This window comes from Shewanella algidipiscicola (assembly GCF_003605125.1).
Classification (GTDB): Bacteria; Pseudomonadota; Gammaproteobacteria; order Enterobacterales; family Shewanellaceae; genus Shewanella; species Shewanella algidipiscicola.
On record NZ_QPQT01000001.1, the window covers coordinates 272,106 to 292,628 of the forward strand.

16 protein-coding genes are annotated in these 20,523 nt (G+C 49.7%); 2 read left to right on the plus strand and 14 right to left on the minus strand.

The genetic code is table 11. The features are described from left to right. Window positions 1-109: 109 nt before the first annotated feature. From bioD to bioB, 4 genes are all read right to left on the minus strand, one after another. A complete protein-coding gene (bioD, locus tag DVO77_RS01185) occupies window positions 110-796 on the minus strand; it encodes a dethiobiotin synthase (RefSeq protein WP_119976972.1) in 687 nt (228 codons plus the stop codon). A 3-nt stretch (window positions 797-799) separates the two neighbouring features. Then, complete coding sequence (locus tag DVO77_RS01190; protein ID WP_119976973.1) at window positions 800-1,564, minus strand: methyltransferase domain-containing protein; 765 nt, start codon at window positions 1,562-1,564, stop codon at window positions 800-802. A 216-nt stretch (window positions 1,565-1,780) separates the two neighbouring features. Then, window positions 1,781-2,956, minus strand: coding sequence for an 8-amino-7-oxononanoate synthase (locus tag DVO77_RS01195; protein ID WP_249038079.1), 1,176 nt, complete (start codon window positions 2,954-2,956; stop codon window positions 1,781-1,783). A gap of 45 nt (window positions 2,957-3,001) precedes the next feature. Then, window positions 3,002-4,054: a biotin synthase BioB gene (bioB, locus tag DVO77_RS01200; RefSeq protein ID WP_119976974.1), complete on the minus strand. Its 1,053-nt coding sequence runs from the start codon at window positions 4,052-4,054 to the stop codon at window positions 3,002-3,004. A 150-nt stretch (window positions 4,055-4,204) separates the two neighbouring features. Between bioB and bioA the strand changes: the two genes are divergently transcribed. Further along, window positions 4,205-5,542: an adenosylmethionine--8-amino-7-oxononanoate transaminase gene (gene bioA / locus DVO77_RS01205; RefSeq protein WP_119976975.1), complete on the plus strand. Its 1,338-nt coding sequence runs from the start codon at window positions 4,205-4,207 to the stop codon at window positions 5,540-5,542. A 66-nt stretch (window positions 5,543-5,608) separates the two neighbouring features. On the opposite strand, the gene DVO77_RS01210 is transcribed toward bioA, so the two are convergent. From DVO77_RS01210 to DVO77_RS01250, 9 genes are all read right to left on the minus strand, one after another. Next, window positions 5,609-6,745 (minus strand): GGDEF domain-containing protein, encoded by a 1,137-nt coding sequence (locus DVO77_RS01210; protein WP_249038080.1) that lies wholly within the window; start codon window positions 6,743-6,745, stop codon window positions 5,609-5,611. Between the two features lie 519 nt (window positions 6,746-7,264). Beyond that, window positions 7,265-7,636, minus strand: a complete 372-nt coding sequence (locus DVO77_RS01215) for a DP-EP family protein (protein WP_119976976.1) — start codon at window positions 7,634-7,636, stop codon at window positions 7,265-7,267. A gap of 247 nt (window positions 7,637-7,883) precedes the next feature. Further along, the gene (locus DVO77_RS01220; protein ID WP_119976977.1) at window positions 7,884-11,171 is read right to left on the minus strand and encodes an nSTAND1 domain-containing NTPase; all 3,288 of its coding nucleotides are present in this window, start codon (window positions 11,169-11,171) and stop codon (window positions 7,884-7,886) included. Between the two features lie 540 nt (window positions 11,172-11,711). Next, window positions 11,712-12,812: a 2-alkyl-3-oxoalkanoate reductase gene (gene oleD, locus DVO77_RS01225; protein ID WP_119977089.1), complete on the minus strand. Its 1,101-nt coding sequence runs from the start codon at window positions 12,810-12,812 to the stop codon at window positions 11,712-11,714. Between the two features lie 132 nt (window positions 12,813-12,944). Further along, window positions 12,945-14,729: an olefin beta-lactone synthetase gene (gene oleC / locus DVO77_RS01230; RefSeq protein WP_119976978.1), complete on the minus strand. Its 1,785-nt coding sequence runs from the start codon at window positions 14,727-14,729 to the stop codon at window positions 12,945-12,947. Then, window positions 14,729-15,601 (minus strand): alpha/beta fold hydrolase, encoded by an 873-nt coding sequence (locus tag DVO77_RS01235; protein WP_119976979.1) that lies wholly within the window; start codon window positions 15,599-15,601, stop codon window positions 14,729-14,731. The genes oleC and DVO77_RS01235 overlap by 1 nt, the downstream gene beginning before the upstream one ends. Window positions 15,602-15,704: 103 nt before the next feature. Continuing rightward, on the minus strand, window positions 15,705-16,754 hold the full coding sequence (locus tag DVO77_RS01240) for a 3-oxoacyl-ACP synthase III (protein ID WP_119976980.1): 1,050 nt from the start codon (window positions 16,752-16,754) through the stop codon (window positions 15,705-15,707). Between the two features lie 228 nt (window positions 16,755-16,982). Continuing rightward, the gene (locus tag DVO77_RS01245) at window positions 16,983-18,305 is read right to left on the minus strand and encodes a methyltransferase (protein ID WP_119976981.1); all 1,323 of its coding nucleotides are present in this window, start codon (window positions 18,303-18,305) and stop codon (window positions 16,983-16,985) included. Window positions 18,306-18,380: 75 nt separating this feature from the next. Beyond that, the gene (locus DVO77_RS01250; RefSeq protein WP_119976982.1) at window positions 18,381-19,541 is read right to left on the minus strand and encodes a chemotaxis protein; all 1,161 of its coding nucleotides are present in this window, start codon (window positions 19,539-19,541) and stop codon (window positions 18,381-18,383) included. A gap of 206 nt (window positions 19,542-19,747) precedes the next feature. On the opposite strand from DVO77_RS01250, the gene DVO77_RS01255 reads away from it, so the two are divergent. Then, window positions 19,748-20,008 (plus strand): DUF1289 domain-containing protein, encoded by a 261-nt coding sequence (locus DVO77_RS01255; protein ID WP_119976983.1) that lies wholly within the window; start codon window positions 19,748-19,750, stop codon window positions 20,006-20,008. Between the two features lie 44 nt (window positions 20,009-20,052). Here DVO77_RS01255 and DVO77_RS01260 read toward each other — a convergent pair whose 3' ends face one another. Then, window positions 20,053-20,418 carry a YajD family HNH nuclease gene (locus DVO77_RS01260; protein ID WP_110458134.1) on the minus strand — a complete coding sequence of 122 codons (366 nt, stop codon included), beginning with the start codon at window positions 20,416-20,418 and terminating at the stop codon, window positions 20,053-20,055. Between the last annotated feature and the right edge of the window lie 105 nt (window positions 20,419-20,523).

Below are 20,523 nucleotides of genomic sequence, written 5' to 3' on the forward strand. Positions count from 1 at the left end.
AAAATTAATATTACCCCACTTTATAATTAGATGAGGCATTAATCTTAATTAATATTAACAAATAAGCGAAACAACAACTTGGCTCGAAAGCATAGCGATTATCAGCAGCCTATTGATTAAGCATGTCGAGCGAAAGATGGCGCGCCGCCTCACTCACTTTGGCTTGCTCATCGAGTGCTGAGAAATACGGCACCACACCCAAGCAAGGGCTCGACATAAGATGATGCAAGCTGTCGAGATTCTGCTGCGCGACGCTCATCGCCGGATCCACCATATTAGCCACCCAACCGGCAATCTGCACGCCATCGGCAAGCATCGCCTCCTGTGTGAGTAAGGCATGGTTTAAACAGCCCAGCTTCACCCCCACCACTAAAATCACAGGCAAAGATAAACGCTGTACCACCTGAGATAAAAACTCCTCTTGATTTAAGGGTAAGCGCCAACCTCCTGCGCCTTCGACAATGGCAAAATCGACATCGGTGAACGGTAGCGTCGCCAAGTGGTCGATAATGGCCGTCGCAGTAAGGTTTTGTCCACACTGCAACGCCGCAATATGGGGCGCGATGGCAGGGGCAAAAGCAAATGGATTCACCTGCGAGTACGCCAACTTAAGTGTCGATTGTGCCATTAAGCTCAATGCATCGCTGTTACGCAGCCCATCGGGGGTTAACTCACATCCTGACGCCACAGGTTTCACCCCTAAAGTCGTACCGGTTTGCTTGGCCCGATACAGCAAGGCTGAGGCGATCAATGTTTTACCACAATCGGTATCGGTCCCTGCGACAAAATACTGCATAAATTACCCCTTTAATTTGGCGCGAATAAACAAAATTTGATAGGTGAGCGGTAATCCCGCTTTCTGGCGCATCTGCTCTGCTTGGCTATTGAGCGCCAGCCAATCTTGGCGTCCGCGCAAAAGCGGCTGCGCTTGGCCAGTATCGCCCTCGCCTCGCACTGACGCTCCAACCCCTTTGATTGAATAGAGCAAAGGTTTAAGGTGATCAAAATGCACCGTGATAGGCATCACCTGTTGCTCCCGCAGCTGCCACTGCTCATGGTTAAAGCTGGCCAAGATCTCCTTTGCCGACCGGAAACGGTTAACCCTCAACCCCAGCTGCTTAAGTTGCTGCAAGCTGCCATCGACAACAATCGCCAAATAACACTCCCCCTTAGGTGATAGCACGCGGGCCATCTCTTGCACTGCACTATTGAATGTGGCGCACCATTGCAACGCCAGATTCGAATAAATGGCATCAACACTGTTATCTTGCAAAGGCAAACACTGAGCATCACCGCAAACACTGAGATACTCAGGGTAGCGCGTACGCATCTGCTGCAACATGCCTGGTGCAATATCGACAGCCAGCACTTGCTTGATTGGCCCCAAAAATGAAAAATCGGTGCCTGGGCCGCAGCCAATATCTAACAGCCGCGACGTTGAGCGCATGGCCTCTTGCAGTACCTGGGCGGTAATACGTTGCAGCACATCATGTTGCTGATATTGCTGCGCGGCGTGGGAGAACTGCTGGGCAATCTTATCGACGGCACTCACATTCAGTGTCATAACATCATCGCCAGAGGGCAGCGCTGAGCCATTATGCTTGCTAGGTTATGGGCAGCAGAGAGAGAGGAGATAAGCATGTTTGTTGTACCACTTTATTAATGACTGAGGCGTTAAATATTTAAGCTTTTAATTTAGGCGCTATAAATTTCGGATTAAGGTGATTGACCCACACAGACCTTAGCATTACCGCATGCGCAGTATTGTTTGGCTAGCGCGTTATAGCACTTCAACCAAGCTGGCTATCAGGTGGTCAAGCTGCGCCTGAGTGTGATTCACATTAAGGGTAATTCTTAGGCGGGCACTGCCTTTAGGCACCGTTGGCGGCCGTATCGACCCGACCCAAATGCCTCGCGCTTTAAGCCCATCGGTTACCGCTTGTAAGCGCTCAAGCTCGCCTATCACTATGGGTTGAATTGGCGTAACCGAGTCGCTCAGCGTGATCCCCGCTTGCTGACATTGCCGCCTAAAGGCATCGATGATGCCGTGCAAGGTGTCTGCGATCTTGGTTGACTCACCAAGCCATTTGACCGCGCGATAGGCAACATAGGCATTAGCAGGAGACAGCGCCGTCGAATAGATGTAATGGCGGGCATTGGCCACCATAAAATCGATACACGCTTGCGAGCCTAAAATCGCCGCGCCCTGACACCCCAGCGCCTTGCCAAAAGTGACCACCTGCACGTCGCAGTTGCTAACGCTCGCCCGCGGCTGCTTTGCCACAGGTAACACCCCAAAACCGTGGGCATCGTCAACGATAAGCCAACTTTGTGCCTGTTGGCATGCTTGATACAGCGCCCCCAACGGCGCACAGTCACCATCCATGCTAAAGACACTTTCGGTGATCACCGCTTGCGGCTGATGAGTGGCAATAAGCTTAACCGCCGCATCAATATCGTTATGGGCAAAGCGCTTTAAATGTGCACCGCTATCGCGTAAGCCATCGATAAGTGAGGCATGGATCAACTTATCGGCCACCACGGTATCATGGCGGTCAAACAAGGTTTTCATCAATGCAGTATTGGCGCTAAAGCCCGAGCAAAATAGCAAGGCAGCTTCATGTCCGCTGGCCTCACACAAGGCCTGTTCAAGTTGACGATGCGCCTCACTGTAGCCTGTGACTAAAGGAGATGCACCGCTTCCCACGCCATATAATTGACTACCTTGGCTCATGGCCTCCACCAGCACAGAAGCTTGGCTCAGGCCTAAATAGTCGTTACTGCTGAAATTAATAAAGCTGACACCCTCGAGCATAAACTCATTTGGCGTGTTATCGCCCGCCTTAGCGATTGCCAAGGCGCGGCGCTGACGCAGTAACCCTGCGTGACGGGCGCGCGCCATCTGGGTATCGATTTTTTGGCTCAGTCGACTCACCTTAGGTGTGGCTGCACTCATATGGCCAACATCAGCAACAAGGCACTTAACACGTTCAACATTAAATTAAAGCGCCGCCGCATCATAAAAAGGCTGTGTCTGCTTGGCTTTGATGGCTTCGGCCTTGGCAAATACCGCTTTTTCTTCTTCAATGGTTGCCGCTTTACCCTGTTCTGGGTGCAAGCCTAAACGTTTAAATAGCGCCATATCGTCGTTTTCTTCAGGGTTGCTGGTGGTGAGTAATTTGCAACCGTAAAAAATCGAGTTGGCGCCGGCAAAGAAACACATGGCTTGTAGCTCATCGCTCATGCTCTCGCGTCCAGCCGACAGACGCACACGTGAGTGAGGCATCATAATACGCGCAACGGCAATGGTGCGCACAAACTCTAGCGGATCAAGATCGTCCAAATTCTCAAATGGCGTGCCCGCCACTTTCACTAACATATTGATAGGGACAGAGTCAGGGTGCTGCTCCATGTTCGCCAACTGCTGCAATAAGCCAGCGCGATCGCTCGCCTGCTCACCCATGCCGACAATACCGCCAGAACACACTTTCATGCCCGCGGCGCGCACATTCGATAAGGTGTCTAATCTGTCTTGATAGGTACGCGTAGTGATGATATCGCCATAATATTCTGGCGAGGTGTCTAAGTTGTGGTTGTAGTAGTCAAGCCCAGCCCCAGCCAGTTCTTCCGCTTGCGAGGGCGACAACATCCCCAGCGTCATGCAGGTTTCCATACCCATGGCTTTGACTTCCGCCACCATATCTTTAAGGTACGGCATATCGCGCTCATGGGGATTACGCCACGCAGCGCCCATACAAAAACGCGATGCACCGGCGGCTTTCGCGGCGCGAGCCTCGGTAAGGACTTTATCAATTTCAATCAGCCGCTCTTTTTCAAGTCCGGTGTCATAACGGGCGCTCTGAGGACAATATTTGCAGTCTTCTGGGCAAGCCCCCGTCTTAATTGACAGTAGACGACTGATCTGCACTTCGTTAGGATCGTACACTTGACGATGAATACTGTGGGCCTTAAACAATAAGTCGTTCATCGGCAATGCAAAAAGTGATTCTATTTCATCACGTTGCCAGTCATGACGTAGTGGTATTTGTGACATGGATAGCGGCCCTTACTCTGAATATGATCGCGATGAAGTCATACCATTCATCGACATTTATGTTGCTTAGCATACCTTTAGGTCTTAATCTGTCAACGCCAACCAGTGCGCCAAGTTGACTAATGGTCAACAATTAACCACGGAGACGCTATGACCGCGACACCCCCTATCGATTATGATTTTGACAAACAACACATCTGGCATCCTTATACCTCTATGACCCACGCCCAGCCTACCTTTGGCGTAGTGTCAGCCGATGGTTGTGAACTCACCCTCGACAATGGACAGCAACTGATCGACGGCACCAGCTCATGGTGGGCCTGTGTCCACGGTTATAGTCACCCTTATATTCTTGAGGCGATGCAAGCGCAGCTGCACACCTTAAGCCATGTTATGTTTGGCGGGATCACCCATCACAGCGCCATCGACGTGTGTAAAAAGCTGCTCAATTTGACCAGTGATAACTTAACCAAGGTGTTTTTAGCCGACTCTGGCTCGATTGCCGTTGAAGTTGCCATGAAAATGGCACTGCAATATTGGCAAGGCCAGCAGCTGCCCAATAAGCAACGTATCTTAACGGTAAAAAATGGCTATCACGGTGACACGTTTGCCGCCATGAGCGTGTGCGATCCCGAAGGCGGCATGCACACCATGTTTGGTAATGCGGTCACCCAACAGCTGTTTGTTAATGCACCGCAAACCCCATTTGGTGAGCCATTACAACACGATGATCTGAGCTCGATGCGCGATGCACTCGATGAACACCACCAGAGCATTGCGGCGGTGATTATCGAACCCATCATGCAAGGGGCTGGCGGCATGCGTTTTTATTCGAGCGATTACCTCAAAGGCTTAAGAGCCCTGTGTGATGAATACCAAGTGCTGCTGATTTTAGATGAAATTGCCACAGGTTTTGGCCGCACCGGTAAGTTGTTTGCCTATGAGCATGCCGCTATTGAAGCCGATATCCTATGTGTGGGTAAGGCCCTAACAGGCGGTTATATCTCCCTTGCTGCCACGCTCTGTAGTGACGATGTTGCCCAAGGGATCAGTGACTCGCCCTCGGGGGTCTTTATGCATGGGCCAACCTTTATGGGTAATCCACTGGCCTGCGCTGCGGCCAGTGCCAGTTTAGATCTCATCGCCCGCAATGAGTGGATTGAGCAGGTGGCGCAAATTGAGGCGCAAATGCAGACAGAATTAGCGCCGGCAAGCACATTGCCTGGCGTGGCCGCGGTGAGAGTGCTGGGGGCCGTGGGGGTGATAGAGATGCAACAACCATTGAATACCGCCCAGTTACAGCAGGCGTTTGTTGACTTAGGTGTCTGGATCCGCCCTTTTGGGCGCTTAATCTACATTATGCCGCCTTACTGCATTGATCAGCAGCAACTCACTCAGCTGACCAATGCAATGACATCGGTGGCAAAAATGGTGGGTGAGCAAAGCGCTAACGGGCAAGTACAGCCACAATTTATCAGTCACGGCTAATGGCTAAAAGCTCAAACTAAGTGCTAAGTGCTGAGCCTGCCAGTTTGCCAGCGTAATCGAGAGCCGTCAGACTCTGATATTAATACGGTTTCGACCATCAGATTTGGCCCGGTACAGAGCGGTATCGGCGGCGCACAACAGGGCTTTAGAGGTGCGGTATTGGCCTAAGGTTTCCACGGCAATCCCCTGACTGACACTGACACGCACCGAACCATGTAACCCCAAGTCGGTAAATGACAAATGATTAATGGCAGTTTGTACGCGTTGGGCGCAAAGCTGCGCAGCGGTAGCATCACAGTTAGGTAAAATAAGCGCAAACTCCTCCCCACCGTAGCGCGCAGCCATGCATTGACTGGTGGGTAATGCGCTATCAATCACCGCCGCTATCTTCTTCAGGCAGGCATCACCATTGACATGACCATACCTGTCATTAAACAGCTTAAAATAATCAACATCGATCACCACTAAGCTCAGTGGCTGATGGTCATTATTACAATCGACCCAGCAACGCTCTATCTCTTCATCAAACGCATGGCGATTGGCTAATCCAGTTAACTTATCGGTGCGCGCCTGCAGCCTTAAGGCTTGGTATTGCGCCTTATGGCGAGTTAAATTGTGCATCACGCCCATGTACAGTGCTCCCTGCCCCGTTGGCGAAGCGGGTAAATAAGACAGGGATAAGTCGACATCTAAGCTCAAGCTATCGGCGCGCTGCAGCACTATCTCCTTAGTGCCCATATTCGCCAGTGCTTCTTGGCCGTTAGCCCCTTGTGCTAGTAGAGATAAATAGCGCTCTTTCACCTCAGGTTGCAAAAAATCACTCCAAGGTTGCTCCGTTAAGTCCTCTATTGATGCGCCAAATAAGGTCGCAGCCATCGGATTGAGCATCTGTAACACGCCTTGCTCATTAATGATAAAAATGGCTTCATTAACATGGTTAATAACACTGGCCAGTGTGGTTAACAGTCCGGGCTGCACCTTAGTAGAGGGTAAGTTAAGCGTGGCTACATTTGCGTTGAAAGGTGAGTCCAGTATGGCCGCACTATCGGTATCAACACACCCACGGTGAGTTAATAAAGAACTATCTGCTGTAGCATCAGCATCGCCATGGTAGGCAGCCCATCTATCATCCAGTTTCTTGAGTGCCTCCAAGCTATCACCTCGGTATTGCTCAATCATGTTTACGCATTTATCAGCTTGCATATCTTATCCCTCGACCTTGGCAGGCAGTCACGGCTTTCACCTTATGGGATAAAGACTACCGCAGCGAAGTGAAATTAACCTTTCGGTACTCTTCCCACGCAAACCATTGGTTTGATTGATATTAAATGGTGACGGAAGATTAACTCAAGCGAGAAAAGTACCTCATTGAGGCTGATTATTGGCTCAACAAGATAAACAATGCAGATAAATAACCCATACAAACAACCTGCAGCAACATATACATAAGCAATATGCACAACCAATATAAACGACTCAGATAAGCGACTCAGATAAACGACTCAGATAAGCGATAGACAACACAGATGAAGAGTCGCTAATTATGTATTTGTTCGCCCCAACGTTAACCGACCTCATGTAAACCGAGTCAGTGAAGCCATTTAATCTATGCACGCGCATAACGAGACATTAATAAAACAAGGGTTTCAATGAAGAAAATTAAGGGAGGGAGCGAAAGCTCAAAAAGCGCTGCAACTCAATGCAGCGCGACTCACTGTAATATTAAATATGGTTTATAACTTGTGGATCTGGACTTAACACTAGCAATGTATTGGCGGCATTAGATAACACAAACTGGAATTTGGTGGTGCCTGGGGTGTTATCTAGGTCCACCATTTGAATTAAGGTGCCATCACTGCTAATCGTTACCGCATCGACAATACCGTCAAATGGCGTAATAAAGCCCACGCCGGTGAATTTAAGGCCTTTGCCGGTATTATCATTGAGCTGGTAGGTTATAGTACCCGCTTCAGTCACTGTAACATCGCCTTCACAAGGCTCGCCGTTAAAATGGCGATAACTGAATACGGGTTCACCGTTTTCTAAATCGACATTCACTTTCACATAATGGGCCTGACCGGCTGCTTTAGACATTTGATTTCCTTTTAATATTACGCCAGAAACTAGAAACTAAGCACTAGAAACTAAGCACTAGAACAAAAATGATGATTGACATCACTACCTATAAATTAACTGTCTTTTGTTACAATTTTTACCCGTACAGCTAATGCTTACAACTTGATTAACAATTTAAATCGCTTATGTTAGCAGTGCTATTAGCGAATAATGGTTGAACAACAGGTTAACTACTGGCTGACGACAGAATAAATAAAGCCAAGCACTAAAACGTTATACCGCCAACGCCTGCGCTGCTGAGGCGCTGCACTAGCTCGCTGCTGTTGTCTAACTCGCCCAAGCAGTCGAGCGCTTTAGCCAGCGGGATCCCGTAACGGGGATCTTTATCCAGTAACACTATCGGGCTAAGCAGGCTGTGGGCCTTAGCGCACAGTGCGGTGATCTCTGCGCTGTGCTGTGTTGGGTTAACAGGTGTTTTTTGTGATAACTTTTTTTGTAATAGCTGCGCCTGTAATAACTGGCTTTCTGCCAATCTCAGGGTATAGCCAGAATTTTGGCTAAACTCTTTGGTTAACGCTTGATAGGACGCAATAGCGGGCTCGATATAGCGCTGGCTTTGTTCATGCTTGCCAACATTAAACAAGTGCCGCGCCGCAGCGTATTGAAACGCGGCCCACACCTCCCTATTTCTGGGTGAACTAGCCAGTTGTTCATCAGCCGTTAACAAAACCGCTAATCTCTCAATATTGAAGGCATTATCGCTGTCAAAATATTGATCGCTCAAATCCAGCAGTTGAAATAAAGAAAAATATCGCGTGATTTTCCATACATGATTATCGGGGTCTTGAATTAACGCACTGTCAATTGTATTCAATGCTAACGATGACTTGTTAACCGCATCGTGAACCCAACCTTGATAAAAAAGCAGTCGCGCAGCCCTATTGTAACTCCCTGTTAATCGATCTAATAAGTAAGGTTGATTTTCAAAGTTGAGCTGTTCGAGCTCTTGCTGGATCTGCTGATGGATCTCGATCGCGCGGCTAATCTCACCCGCCGATACCATCGCACTGGCGAGCCAAGAGCGCGTATCGGCAATATCGGCAATCATTTGGCTGCTATCTGGGTCTCTCGCAAGCGCTTGTAGCTTCAGTTGCAGTGATTGCTCAAAGGCGGCGGTAGCGCGGCTAAAATCCTTTCGCTTCATATACACAGAGCCCAGCGAGTTATGAGCGTAGGAGAGCTCCATCATGGCGTCTACATTATCAGGCGCCACTCGATACATCCGCTGACTATAATTGAGATACTGTTCAAACCAAGGCTGTGTGGCACGCCAATCGCTGTTATCGTAGTGCAGTTGCCCTAGCCAAAAGGCATTGGCCCCCAAGGCTTTGAGTAAATCTAAATGATTGGGCTGCAAGTTTAACAGCGGCGCCATTTTGTTTTGAGCCGCTAACAGCGCGCTGCGGGCTTCATCGACTTTATTACGCGAATAAGCCACCTCACCCATCGCCTCTAAGGTTTGACCATGCTGAAAACGGGCATCGAAACTGAGGTGTTTCTCATCATCATCCACCGAAAAGTCACTGAAATATTCCAGCGCTTTATTACTGATCCCATCGAGCAGGTCCATTCGGCCAATGCCGCGCAGCTTGTCAGCAAAATCCCCCACCATAAACCCGAGTAAGTTTTCTGCAGCCAAGCGCTTTTGCTGGGCTTGTTGCTCGGCATCGTGACTTTTAACACTCATTAAGATAGAGATAAACGTGAGCAGACATAAGAGTGCGACCGTCGCGCGCCCCGTCCAGCGCCTAACTTGGGCCCGCCGCCGTGAGGCGGCAATAAACGCCAGCTCTGGTTTATCTAAGGTAAAAAACGGGTTATCACAAAGCTGCTCTGCCTCATTGAGCGGTTTACCCGCCGCGAGCAAGTAGGCATTTTGTTTGTTTTCGCTCAGCCAGCGCTGCGACAGATGAAACAGGCGGCTTTTAATGCTTAAGCTATGATGGTGCGCCTCTATCCATGCGGTGATCCTAGGCCATCGCCTGAGCAAGGCCTCGTGCGCAACACTAAAACAGGGCTCACCGTTTTGCAGATGGGAGACAAACAAGCGGCTATCCACCATCGCTTGTACTAGCTGCTGTTCATCCTGACTGTTTAACTGTGACCAGCGCGCAGTGCGGCTGGTAATGCTGTTTTCATCTTCCTTTAAGGTCACTAGCAGTGATAAGACTCGGGGTAAACAGCCTTGCTGCGCCGCACTTAACTGGCAAATGGTCTCTTCGGCTTGTTTGCCAATCGCGCCATCGATACCGCCAAGTTGGCGGTAGACACTGGCGCTTAATTGATTATCTTCGCTGCGTTGCAAATACAGCGACTGCAACACAAATTGCAGCATAGGCAAGGTGTCAGGGTTACCAGCGGCATCGGAGCAGATAAGCTCATCGAGCGGCATGGCACTGCGCTCATCAAACTCCCAGGTTAAATTGGCCGCAATCGCTGGCAGACGGATCATCTGTAACAGCTCTTGGCGACTCGGCGGCGCAAGATCAAAATGGGCGCCGCGAGATTTACCCGCCATTAAACTAGGGTACTCAACCAACAAGGGGTAAAAATCGTTACGACAGGCGCTGACGACTAATACACTACCGGAGCTAGCAAGTTGCTCGATTAAATCAACAAATTGATGTCTCTCTGTATCACTAAACAGTGGCGATGAGAGCAGTACTTCTAAGCGGTCAATAAACAGCGCCAGCATCGACAGATGATCGGCATGGGTTCGAAGTGCAGTGTTACAATGCTCAATCACGGCTTTGGGCTCGGTCTGCAGCAACTGGGCTAACGCTTGGGCGCTTGAGCCGTCAAATACCGGCACATCGTTGATCTCCCAATCGAGCATCACACTGGCTAAATCCATCAGCAATTGCCCACTGGTAACATCAGCAAGATCTAAGTGACTAAAAGACTTAACGTTAAGGCCGTTATAACCGTGCTCGCTCATTAAGTTGGGCATCACACCGGCGCTGATCAAAGAGGATTTACCACTGCCACTGGGGCCAAGCACTAAACAGAACCCACGACCATACTGGATCTGCTGAGCAATGCGATCTAACAAGGTGGCGACCTGCTCGCTGCGGCCAAAAAACACTCCAGCGTGTTCAGGCCCAAAGGCTTTGAGGCCGGGATAGGGAGAGTCGCCTTGCCAGACTTGGGTTTTGGCTGCTTGCTCACTGCCGACAGGATAACTCACCTCGGCAAGCGTGCGATAACCGCGCTTACGTATGGTTTCAATGTAAGTGGGCTGGGTGGCACTGTCGCCTAAGGCGCGGCGCAGTTGATTGATAATTTTGTGTAGCGGATTGTCGCCGATATCGGCCGATGGCCAACATTGTGCCACGATATCATCACTACTGAGCACCTCCCCCTGATGGCGACAGAGCAGCTGCAATACGTCCATGGCTTTAGGCTCAAGTTGTTTAACCACTGAACCGCAGCGAAGGGTGTTGGCCGAGGGAATAACCTGCCAATCACCAAAATAAAAAATCTGCTCATCCATGTAAAAGAGATACCCTAAACGTATTGGCCGCGTTAACAAAATGTTGGCGGCGACATTTTTTTGGCTACAACTTTATGCGCAGTCTAAGGTGAAGTCAATTAAACATAAGAAGAGTATTAGTAGATAAGTATTAGATTATTCAAGGCATTGCCAAATTTGACTCAAGTTCGCCTCACCTAGGCTAACTTGAGTCAGTCTAGCTGGCCTATATTTGCTTTACCGATATTGGCTTTGTCAGCATTAACCCTTTTTTATTCGGCTAAACCCATTCAGTGAAACTCTGGCGTAGGCATCATGGGCGTTGATGGGGTTTGTAGGAGATAGATAACGGTGCAGGATACTGTGTGCAGGATGCTGTGTGCACACATGCTAAGTCATGATGAGTGAGTCGCAACAACTCAAACACTATTAATGAATCTCATATTAACTACTTATATTAACTACTTATATTAACTACTTATATTAAGTACTCATTGTTAGTGCGTATATGGGAGGATAAGTTAGCGCGTATAAATTAAGGCGTTAGACAGATAGTTAAAGTCACTTTTGTTGCTGCAACCAAGAGGCTAATAACACCATACCGTCATCGATAGAGATCAGCGGTTGATAACCCAGATCCTTTTTGGCCGCCGCAATATCAAAATAGTGGCTGGTCGACAACTGCTTAGCGACAAAACGGGTCATGATGGGTTCTTGCTGTTTACCCAGCAGCCAATAGACACCTTCGAGCAGTGCCCCCACCCCATAGGCAAGATTAGCTGGCACGCGTTGGGTAACCGCAGGCAAGTGTGCACAAGCTAAGATCTTATTTAACATGGCCGCCATGGTGATGGGCTCATCGTTACTTAAAAAATAACATTGCCCCGCACAAGATGGCGCGTCGTCATATAAGGCCAGCGCCGCCAATAGATGACCATAGGCGGCATTGGCGATGTAAATGGTATCGACAAGTTTATCGTCTCGGCCAACCAATTTCAGTCGTTTGGCCCGAGCACGCGCAATCACGCGTGGCACTAAATGGGGATCTTCAGGCCCCCAAATAAGGTGCGGCCTGAGCGATACCGTCTTTAACAGCTTACCATCGGCCAACACTTGGCCATTGGCCGCCACCACCTGTTGTTCGGCGCGGGCTTTGGACTCAGCATAATAGTTAAGGTAACTGGCGGCATAGGGCTGCGTTTCATCGATAAATGCTTCATCGACTCCGGCAAAAGTGACGCTGGGGGTGCTGGTATACACCAAGCGCGGAATATTATGCGCCAAGCAGGCGTTAATAATGTTGTTGGTGCCCACCACATTAGGCAGATAATAGCTGGATTTATCGCCCCACACGCCCGCTTTGGAGGCCACATGAAACACCAAATCGCAACCTTGCAGCGCATCAGAAACCTGTTTGGCATCAATAATGTCACCCTTGAGCATATTGACGCCCATGGCGGTTAGCTCTGGATAAGTGCCACGGGCCAAACCACTGACCTTGATGCCAGCAGCGACAAGCCGCTCACAAATCGCCTTACCTAAAAAACCGCCAGCGCCAGTGACTAACACCCGCGGCGAATGCTGCGCTAATTGCTGTAAGGCGGCTTGCTCTTGTGGGTGAAACTGCGCCAGGCTTGGCGCTGTGGTGTGCTCTGCTGTCATGCTACCTGCTGTTATACTCTCTGCTGTCATGCTATCCGTAGCCATCATCATTTTTCAGTCAATTATCGGCCATTGCTCAGTCAGACTCATTTATCTTTTACCTTGCGGCGAGATCAATGGGGCAATTTTTGCTTATTCTTTATAAGTGGCTTGGGCCCATAGTGCTAATTTTTCTCTAAAAATCTTAGCGTTATGACGAATATCGACTGGGAACCCCCCATGAATGGCAAACCGTGTTATCCCTTTTGTTTGCTCATGGGTTTGGGCTAACTCACGTAATTCGTGATACAGCTGCGCCGAGCAACTGCAGCTTAAACCTTGCTTCAGCTCTAAACAGATCAGGGGCGTGGTGTTACCATCGATATCGATACCCACTAAGGCGGAGCGTTTAACGCTCGGATGCGTATTAAAAATACGCTCACAGGGAATAGAGAAATAGCGTTTGATGCTGCCCTCATTGTCAGGCGCTAACGCCTCGACCCGGTGCGCTTTGCGCCCGCACATCCATAATTTCCCGTCAGCATCGAGATAACCCAAATCCCCCATACGATGATAAATAACATCGTCATTGCCTGCTATTTTGGCCAGCAGTGTCGCGCTGTCACGCTGATAATAGCATCGACTGACCATAGGCCCTGACACCACAATTTCACCAATCTCACCCGCAGGTAAGCGCAAATTGTCATCCCATTGAGCAATGGGCGCGTTATCGATCCCAATGATGGCAATATCGACTCCCTCTATGGCGTCACCTACGCAGATCCCACCGCCGTTATCTGTGATATCTGTAGTGGCAAATAGGGCCTGACTGCCCATTTTACTGATGGGTAAGGATTCTGTCGCGCCATAGGAGTTAAGCACCTCAACATCATCATTGAGTAGCTGACTAAAGCGTTTTATAGAAGCGATGGTGGCAGGTGCACCGGCGGAGATCACTCGTCTTAGGCTAGGCAGTGTTACCGCGTGGTTATCTGTGCCCGCCTCACCTAAACGTTCAATCAGCGCCGGATTAACAAACATGTTAGTGCATTGATAGCGTTCGAGCGCGGCAAAGATATGGCTAGGATTGGCCGTAATAGGTTTACTGGCATCCATATCGGGCACAATAGAAGCCATGCCCAGCGCAGGGCCAAAGAGGGAAAACAGCGGAAAAGTGGCTAAATCACGCTCGCCATGGCTTATCTGATAATCGTGTTTAAGCGCGCTAATTTGCGCCTCAAACATGCGATGGGAATAGACCACCCCTTTTGGCGTACCAGTGCTACCACTGGTAAATAAGATGGCACACATCTCATCATGACTCAGCTGCGCCATTGGATAAGGCTTATCCACTGGCGCCTGGCTTAAGAGTTGAGGCAAGGACACCCCGCCCCACCAGCCCTTGCCGCCAACGGTGATGAGTTTTTTTATGCTGTGTTTACCCCAGCCAAACAAGCGCCTAGCGAGGTGCGCTTTAGGAATACCAATAAAAGCATCGGGCTGAGATTCTGCAAAACACTGCTTAAGGTTTTTTACTCCCATGCCAGGATCAACCAAAATAGGAATGATCCCCGCCTTAAACAAGGCAAAGGTGAGCGTGAAAAATTCGATACTGGGGGTGACCATTAACACGGCTTTCATGCCGCGAGTGATGCCATATTGCTCGAGGGCAAATGCCATACGCGAGCTGAGCTTATCGAGTTCATCGAAGCTAAGCTCTTGATAGCTGAATTTTTTAGTCAACAAACCGCCGTGGGCCTGCTGCACCGCCACCGCCAGTTGCGTTGGGGTTTGCTGGGCGGCGCTGTGCAGATGGCGACACAGATTGGCACCATCGGCATTTAATTGTGGTTTATCAACGACATTTGCCAGCAATGGGCTAACAGATGAGCTACCAGATAAGCTGTCGGCTGGGCTACTGCAAACGGGCGGTGTCATTAGTGCGCCATAAACTGGCGAACATGAGCGACAACCTCATCACTGGCATCTTCTAAAATGTAGTGACCACAATCGGCAAATTCATGCACTTGAGCACCCGGAAACACCCGTTGCCACTCATCTAAGAAGTGCTTATCGAACACAAAGTCTTGCAGACCCCAACAGATCATCACAGGCAGTGTGGCAAACTGTGGCAAGGCGGCGGCAATATCCGACACCAACTGATAGTTTCTATCACCAGGCTTAAGCGGAATATCTTGCACAAAACGCAGCGTCGAGATGCGATTGGCCCAAGAGTTAAACGGCGCAACATATGCTTGGCGAACCGCTTTTGGCATAGGCTGACGTTTAACGCCAACATAAGATGCAATCGATGAAAAAGCATTAAAACCGCGCACCAATACCGTGCCTAGCAGCGTGTTGCGGCAGATAGATAAGGCCCACGGAAAGGGTTTTGCCTCTGGCAGATGAAACGCGCCAGTGTTGAGGATGACTAATTTTTTAATCCGCTCAGGATGACGCGCCGCAAAGCCCATGCCGATCATACCGCCCCAATCGTGCACGATAAGGGTAATATTTTGCTTAACGTTGAGGTGATCTAATAAGGCTGCTAAATCATCGATACGCTGCTCAAGGGTGTAATCGTATGCGCTATCGTCTGGCTTATCTGACAAACCACAGCCAATATGATCCGGCACAATACACTGATGGTTATCGCTTAAGGCCGATACCAAGTTACGATAATAGAATGACCAGCTTGGGTTACCGTGCACCATCACCACCGGCTCGCCTTGGCCCTCGTTGACGTAATGCAGCTTGTTACCATTGATATCGAAATAGTTGCGCTTAAAGGGAAATAGCGTATCGAGCATGATCTTTCCTATATACCATTTTTGTCCTCGATAACGACCGATGCGCCGCTATCGAGATAATCTGTTTGATTGAGACAACACTATGGGGACAATCAGTGGTCAATTACCACTTAAGCCCAAGCATCATGCAATTTAGACCACTGCCTATGCCAAGAAAACTCACCTGATCGCCTTTACGCAAAAAGCCTTGATCATGCGCCATGGCAGCGGTGACCGGCAACGAGACAGTGCCCATGTTGCCCAAAAATTGGTAGGTGGGAAACTCTTTCTCTTGCGGAATATTAAGCGCACTGAGTACCTGTTTACGGTTAGAGGCGCCCACTTGGTGACAAATCACCTTGTCGACCTGCTCCACCAGCCAGTTACGCTGCTCAAGGAAATGGCTCCAAGTATGTCGTGCCAACTCGACCCCCTCTTTCAATAGGGCCACACCATCGGTGCGCATAAATTCGCGGTACAGTTGCGTGCCCGCTTCTTGCAAGCCCCACTGACACAAATTGTGATGCTCGGGTGCCGACAGATGACTTGCGCCCAGCAGTTGGTGCTGACGCTCGCCTTTTAAGGGGATGCTGCCATCGGTTAATAACACCGCCACCGCGCCCGAACCGCCAGTTAAGGTCGCTAATGAGCGGGCATAATTTTGCATCGTTGGCTCAGCCAGCATGTTGTCTATGGTGATGTCGACAATATGGCGCGCCGATTCACATGAGACCACAAGCCCAGCTTTGATCTGGCCTAACTCGATACGATTAGCGATATCGAGAATACCCGACAACACCCCAAGGCAGGCGTTACTGATGTCGTAGATGGCGGTATCTTTTGAGACGCCAAGCTCCGCCGCGATGCGACATGCTGTGGCGGGCTCATGTTGGTCACGACAAACGCCGGTGTAAACCACCGCGCCTAAATCGCTAACGCTGATGCCGGTTTCTTCGATTGATTTATGCGCCGCTGCTATGGCGCCGTCAGATAATCTGTGTCCTTTTGGCCACCAACGACGCTCTTGGATCCCGGTTAATGCGGCAAGTTGCCCCATTGGGATCCTAAACTTTTGATAGAGGGGGGCTAATCGAGACTCTAACTCTGAAGTGGAGACCACTACAGGGGCCAGCTCATAGGCTAGGCTATTTATAAAAACGCGAGAATATTTCATGCAACCGTGTAGTTCGCTCAATATATCAACACTAACCGCGCCAATATTTATTATTATTCACTGATAACCCGACATTTGAGCAAGAAACGGCGCATGATTCAATAAAAAACCACCATAGAGCGGCTTTTTTCGACAATTAGCCGACAAGTGTCGTCTCTTTAACCAAGTCTATCGGGTTTATCTCACCAAGTGGCACCTGCATTCACCCAGAACCAAGGCAACGCCGATTTAGTCATGGGGGTGACGCTGAGCCAAAATCAGATGGTTTCGCGGGGTGATCTGCTTATCACAAAAAGTAGTTAACTTGACCTGATAACCCGCCTCTTCGAGAAAGCAGACTCTATCAAGCAAGAGCCATTGCTCCAGCACATCACGAAACAGGTGCGCCACCAGATCGATACGCCGCGTGAGTCGCTGGCGTCGATACCCTAATGCCAAATAGTGCTCCACAGGCCAGTTTACCGGCAAGGATACGCCTTTTTGTGCTGCGGCCCAGAGACAAAATGCCTTAAAGTCGCCATTGAGCTGACTCTGTTTTACCGACGGTATCGGCAAGTAATGATCATGCCCGCTCACCTCACGCTGCAAGCTATCAAAACCTAAGCGCCACGCCACCTCTTTATGGCGCAGCTCGGTGGCCTTATCATTAGCGATAACGCTGTGCTGCAAAGGCAACTGCAGATCGTGACGACTTAAGTTAAGTCCACTTTGCTGAGCGACCTGCGATAACGGCTGATAATGGCTAGCGCGAATAAGATGGTAACAGCAAGGTGATATTGCCAGTGAAGCCGTGTTCGCGCACCTTGCCTGTTGCAGTAACGCCACATGTAAATCGCCACAAGCATGCAATGCCACCGCTTGCTGAGCCGGTGTTAGCAACCGAGCGGCATCGGGGCTAAAGGCATCGGCGCAGACAAACCGTTGCGGCAGTGACCACTGCTGCGCAAAGGCTTGACCGCTATCACATAAGGCCGATTGCCATTCAAGGCTGATAACACTTCGCTGTTGCGCTTTAGCGATTAACCGCCCCAGATGACCTTTACCGGCGCACCACTCGAGCACATCGTGCTTATCATCGGCAATGGCCTGGGTAAATGCACTGATCTGCTGCCACTTACGCCCTTTAATGTGGGCGCTAAAATGGGGCGCCACCTCATCGGCTAAGCCGGTGACTGCCACATGCTGTACCGCGTGACTTGCCTGCGGTTGAGCGGCGCGTGGCGCATGGGGCAGCTCTTGGTCTGGCGCGCCGCCTGACAATAACCCCAGCGAATCTAAGAATACCTGCGCCTGAGTCGCAGACGCTGACTTCCCATTGGCCATGGCGTTAAGATCGTGCGTCAGTGCTGGCAGCAAGGTCGCCAGTAAGCGCGGCGTATTGACATCAATAGCGTCGATATCATCATCGCCTATTTGCCACACCTGCTTAGCTAAGGTCGGGTAGTGTGCCTCCCAAGGCAGATGATGGCATTCGAATGCTGTGACCTGCCATAACCCACGGCTGTTATGCAGTAATGCGCCGAGTACCTGCAGGGTTTGACCATAAGACATGTTGATTCCTTCATAAAAAAAAGCACTCGGTGAGTGCCTTTTTATTGTAATCAAGTTACCGCAGCCAGCATAGCGCTATTGAGGCGATTGCGGCTTAAGCGCCATGCGTTTGCCCAGCCAAACGCCCAAGCCGAGGGGCGCAAAAAAGATCACCAGCAAAAATAAGACAAAATAGAGGATCAGGCTCTTGAGCGTGGCGGTTAATTGCGCAAACACCACCTCAACCGAGTGCTGGGCAATTTGATCCAAATTGGCAGCAGCGGCCATACGCTCTCTTGCCACCATCTCCTCTAGGGCAAGGCGCTCATTTTTAACCATAGATTCGAGTGCTTGTCGCTCGGCAGACAGCTGCACAAGTTTGCTATCGGTCGCTTCATTGAGCTGCTGCAAGAGTGGGGTCAGTTCGCGGCGCAGATCCACCGCTAAGTCTTGCATCATTTGTGGGCTCTGCTCCATTAAGCGGTGAAAACGCGCCGATGTTTCGCTGATGCTAGCCAAGGTCACCTGAATATGTTCCACATTTAGGGTTGAATGCAATGCATAAAGCTCTGCTTTCCAGCCAAGGATCTTAGGCATCTGCTCAGATATCATCGCCATGCGATCAGAAATATCACTCATTACCTCGGGCACGGTACCAAATGTGGTCACCGCTTCAAACTCATTAATGGCTTTAAAGTCTAACCAATCCCTAAAAGCGGAACGGCGCACAAAGGTGATATCAATCAGCGGATTATCGGCCACGTACTGATTAACAAACGCTTGATACTGCTTAAAATCGACCTCGTTGACAAAGCCTTTCACTGTCTGCTCGAACTCTTGTTGCAGTTGCTGACTAGCAGTGACGGCAATGGCTTGCTGCTCGCCAAACAGTTGATGACCTGCGCCAGAGGCAAAAAAGGCCGACATTTGAGCCGTTAAGGTCCAGGTATCGACCATAGCTGCCATAGGCGATGCCTGAAAGATCGCCCGCTGCAAAGCTTGCTCGCTGTTGATTTTCCACATCAGGGAGTGAGACTTGATAGCCACATCATCGGGCGCTAGCGCCGCAATTTTATCGGCGCTATGCTCAACCCCTGTGTAGAAGGTATTACTGAACTCACGACTAAACACCCGCATATTCAGCTGTTCCTTGGGTAGTGGTTCGATACCACTTTCTAATTTAATCTCCAGTAATGAGCAGCCGCTAACGCCGATTAACATGATGACTATTAAGAAAAACTGAATATTGCTGCGCATAACATAACTCGTGAGGTAAGCAGATTGAAGTACCTCTTAAAGTAAGTGTTTTATGCAGGCGGCTCAAGTGATAGTGATTAGATAATCTCAATAGCGTCAGCAAAAATGCCTATGACGCTTTTATGTTAAGCATAAAGGTAGCGACGTTGAATCTGCCTTGTCACTGACGTAGAATCGCGGCCAAAACAATGAACAAGAGTTTACCTATGCGCTCACCCTGCGTCGCACGCTGTGGCCTTAATGACGATGATATTTGTGTAGGCTGTTTTCGCCATATTGATGAGATTGTTGGTTGGGGACAGGCCAGCGAGGCCCGCCAACAGGCGATTATTGAGGCGGTTAATCAGCGCAAAGCCCAGTTAAAACAGAGCAAGCCGTCTCAGGCCAGCGCGCCGTATAAGGGGCAGGTCATTAGCCGTGACAAGTGGCGCCAAGCCGAACAACGCTTGCTTGAGCAAGACAGTTGATAACGACTCGGCATCTTATGCTAGCGACAGGCCGGTGGCGCTTATCACTTTTTGCTCATCATCCCTTTTAAGTCTGCAAACGGGTTATAGGTGGCCGCCTCGACTTTGGTTTCTGTGGTCGCGCCATATTGGATCAGCTCTTCATACTTAGCATGTTCATTGTCATGGCAATAGAGGCATAATAGCTCCCAGTTTGATCCGTCTGAGGGGTTATTGTCATGGTTATGATCGCGATGATGTACGGTCAACTCGCGCAAGTTGGAGTGAGTAAACTCGCGGGTACAACGGCCACACACCCAAGGATAGAGTTTTAACGCCTGCTCACGGTAACCGGTTTCTCGTTTGGCTTTGTATTCGCGCGCCTCAGCCAGCACTTTGTCTAGCTTGCTTTGACCTTGATGGGTTGACATGAACTGCCTCTCTTCAAAAAATAATTGCCTGCAAGAATAATCATTGGCCTACCTAAGTGCAACCAAAATAGTGCAGCACCAACAGCGCTAACCATCCCCATAAAA

Bases quoted from the DNA above. Each gene is read 5' to 3' on its own strand.
- bioD (WP_119976972.1), bottom strand. From the start codon at position 796: ATGCAGTATTTTGTCGCAGGGACCGATACCGATTGTGGTAAAACATTG.
- DVO77_RS01190 (WP_119976973.1), bottom strand. From the start codon at position 1,564: ATGACACTGAATGTGAGTGCCGTCGATAAGATTGCCCAGCAGTTCTCC.
- DVO77_RS01195 (WP_249038079.1), bottom strand. From the start codon at position 2,956: ATGAGTGCAGCCACACCTAAGGTGAGTCGACTGAGCCAAAAAATCGAT.
- bioB (WP_119976974.1), bottom strand. From the start codon at position 4,054: ATGTCACAAATACCACTACGTCATGACTGGCAACGTGATGAAATAGAA.
- bioA (WP_119976975.1), top strand. From the start codon at position 4,205: ATGACCGCGACACCCCCTATCGATTATGATTTTGACAAACAACACATC.
- DVO77_RS01210 (WP_249038080.1), bottom strand. From the start codon at position 6,745: ATGCAAGCTGATAAATGCGTAAACATGATTGAGCAATACCGAGGTGAT.
- DVO77_RS01215 (WP_119976976.1), bottom strand. From the start codon at position 7,636: ATGTCTAAAGCAGCCGGTCAGGCCCATTATGTGAAAGTGAATGTCGAT.
- DVO77_RS01220 (WP_119976977.1), bottom strand. From the start codon at position 11,171: ATGGATGAGCAGATTTTTTATTTTGGTGATTGGCAGGTTATTCCCTCG.
- oleD (WP_119977089.1), bottom strand. From the start codon at position 12,812: ATGACAGCAGAGCACACCACAGCGCCAAGCCTGGCGCAGTTTCACCCA.
- oleC (WP_119976978.1), bottom strand. From the start codon at position 14,729: ATGACACCGCCCGTTTGCAGTAGCCCAGCCGACAGCTTATCTGGTAGC.
- DVO77_RS01235 (WP_119976979.1), bottom strand. From the start codon at position 15,601: ATGCTCGATACGCTATTTCCCTTTAAGCGCAACTATTTCGATATCAAT.
- DVO77_RS01240 (WP_119976980.1), bottom strand. From the start codon at position 16,754: ATGAAATATTCTCGCGTTTTTATAAATAGCCTAGCCTATGAGCTGGCC.
- DVO77_RS01245 (WP_119976981.1), bottom strand. From the start codon at position 18,305: ATGTCTTATGGTCAAACCCTGCAGGTACTCGGCGCATTACTGCATAAC.
- DVO77_RS01250 (WP_119976982.1), bottom strand. From the start codon at position 19,541: ATGCGCAGCAATATTCAGTTTTTCTTAATAGTCATCATGTTAATCGGC.
- DVO77_RS01255 (WP_119976983.1), top strand. From the start codon at position 19,748: ATGCGCTCACCCTGCGTCGCACGCTGTGGCCTTAATGACGATGATATT.
- DVO77_RS01260 (WP_110458134.1), bottom strand. From the start codon at position 20,418: ATGTCAACCCATCAAGGTCAAAGCAAGCTAGACAAAGTGCTGGCTGAG.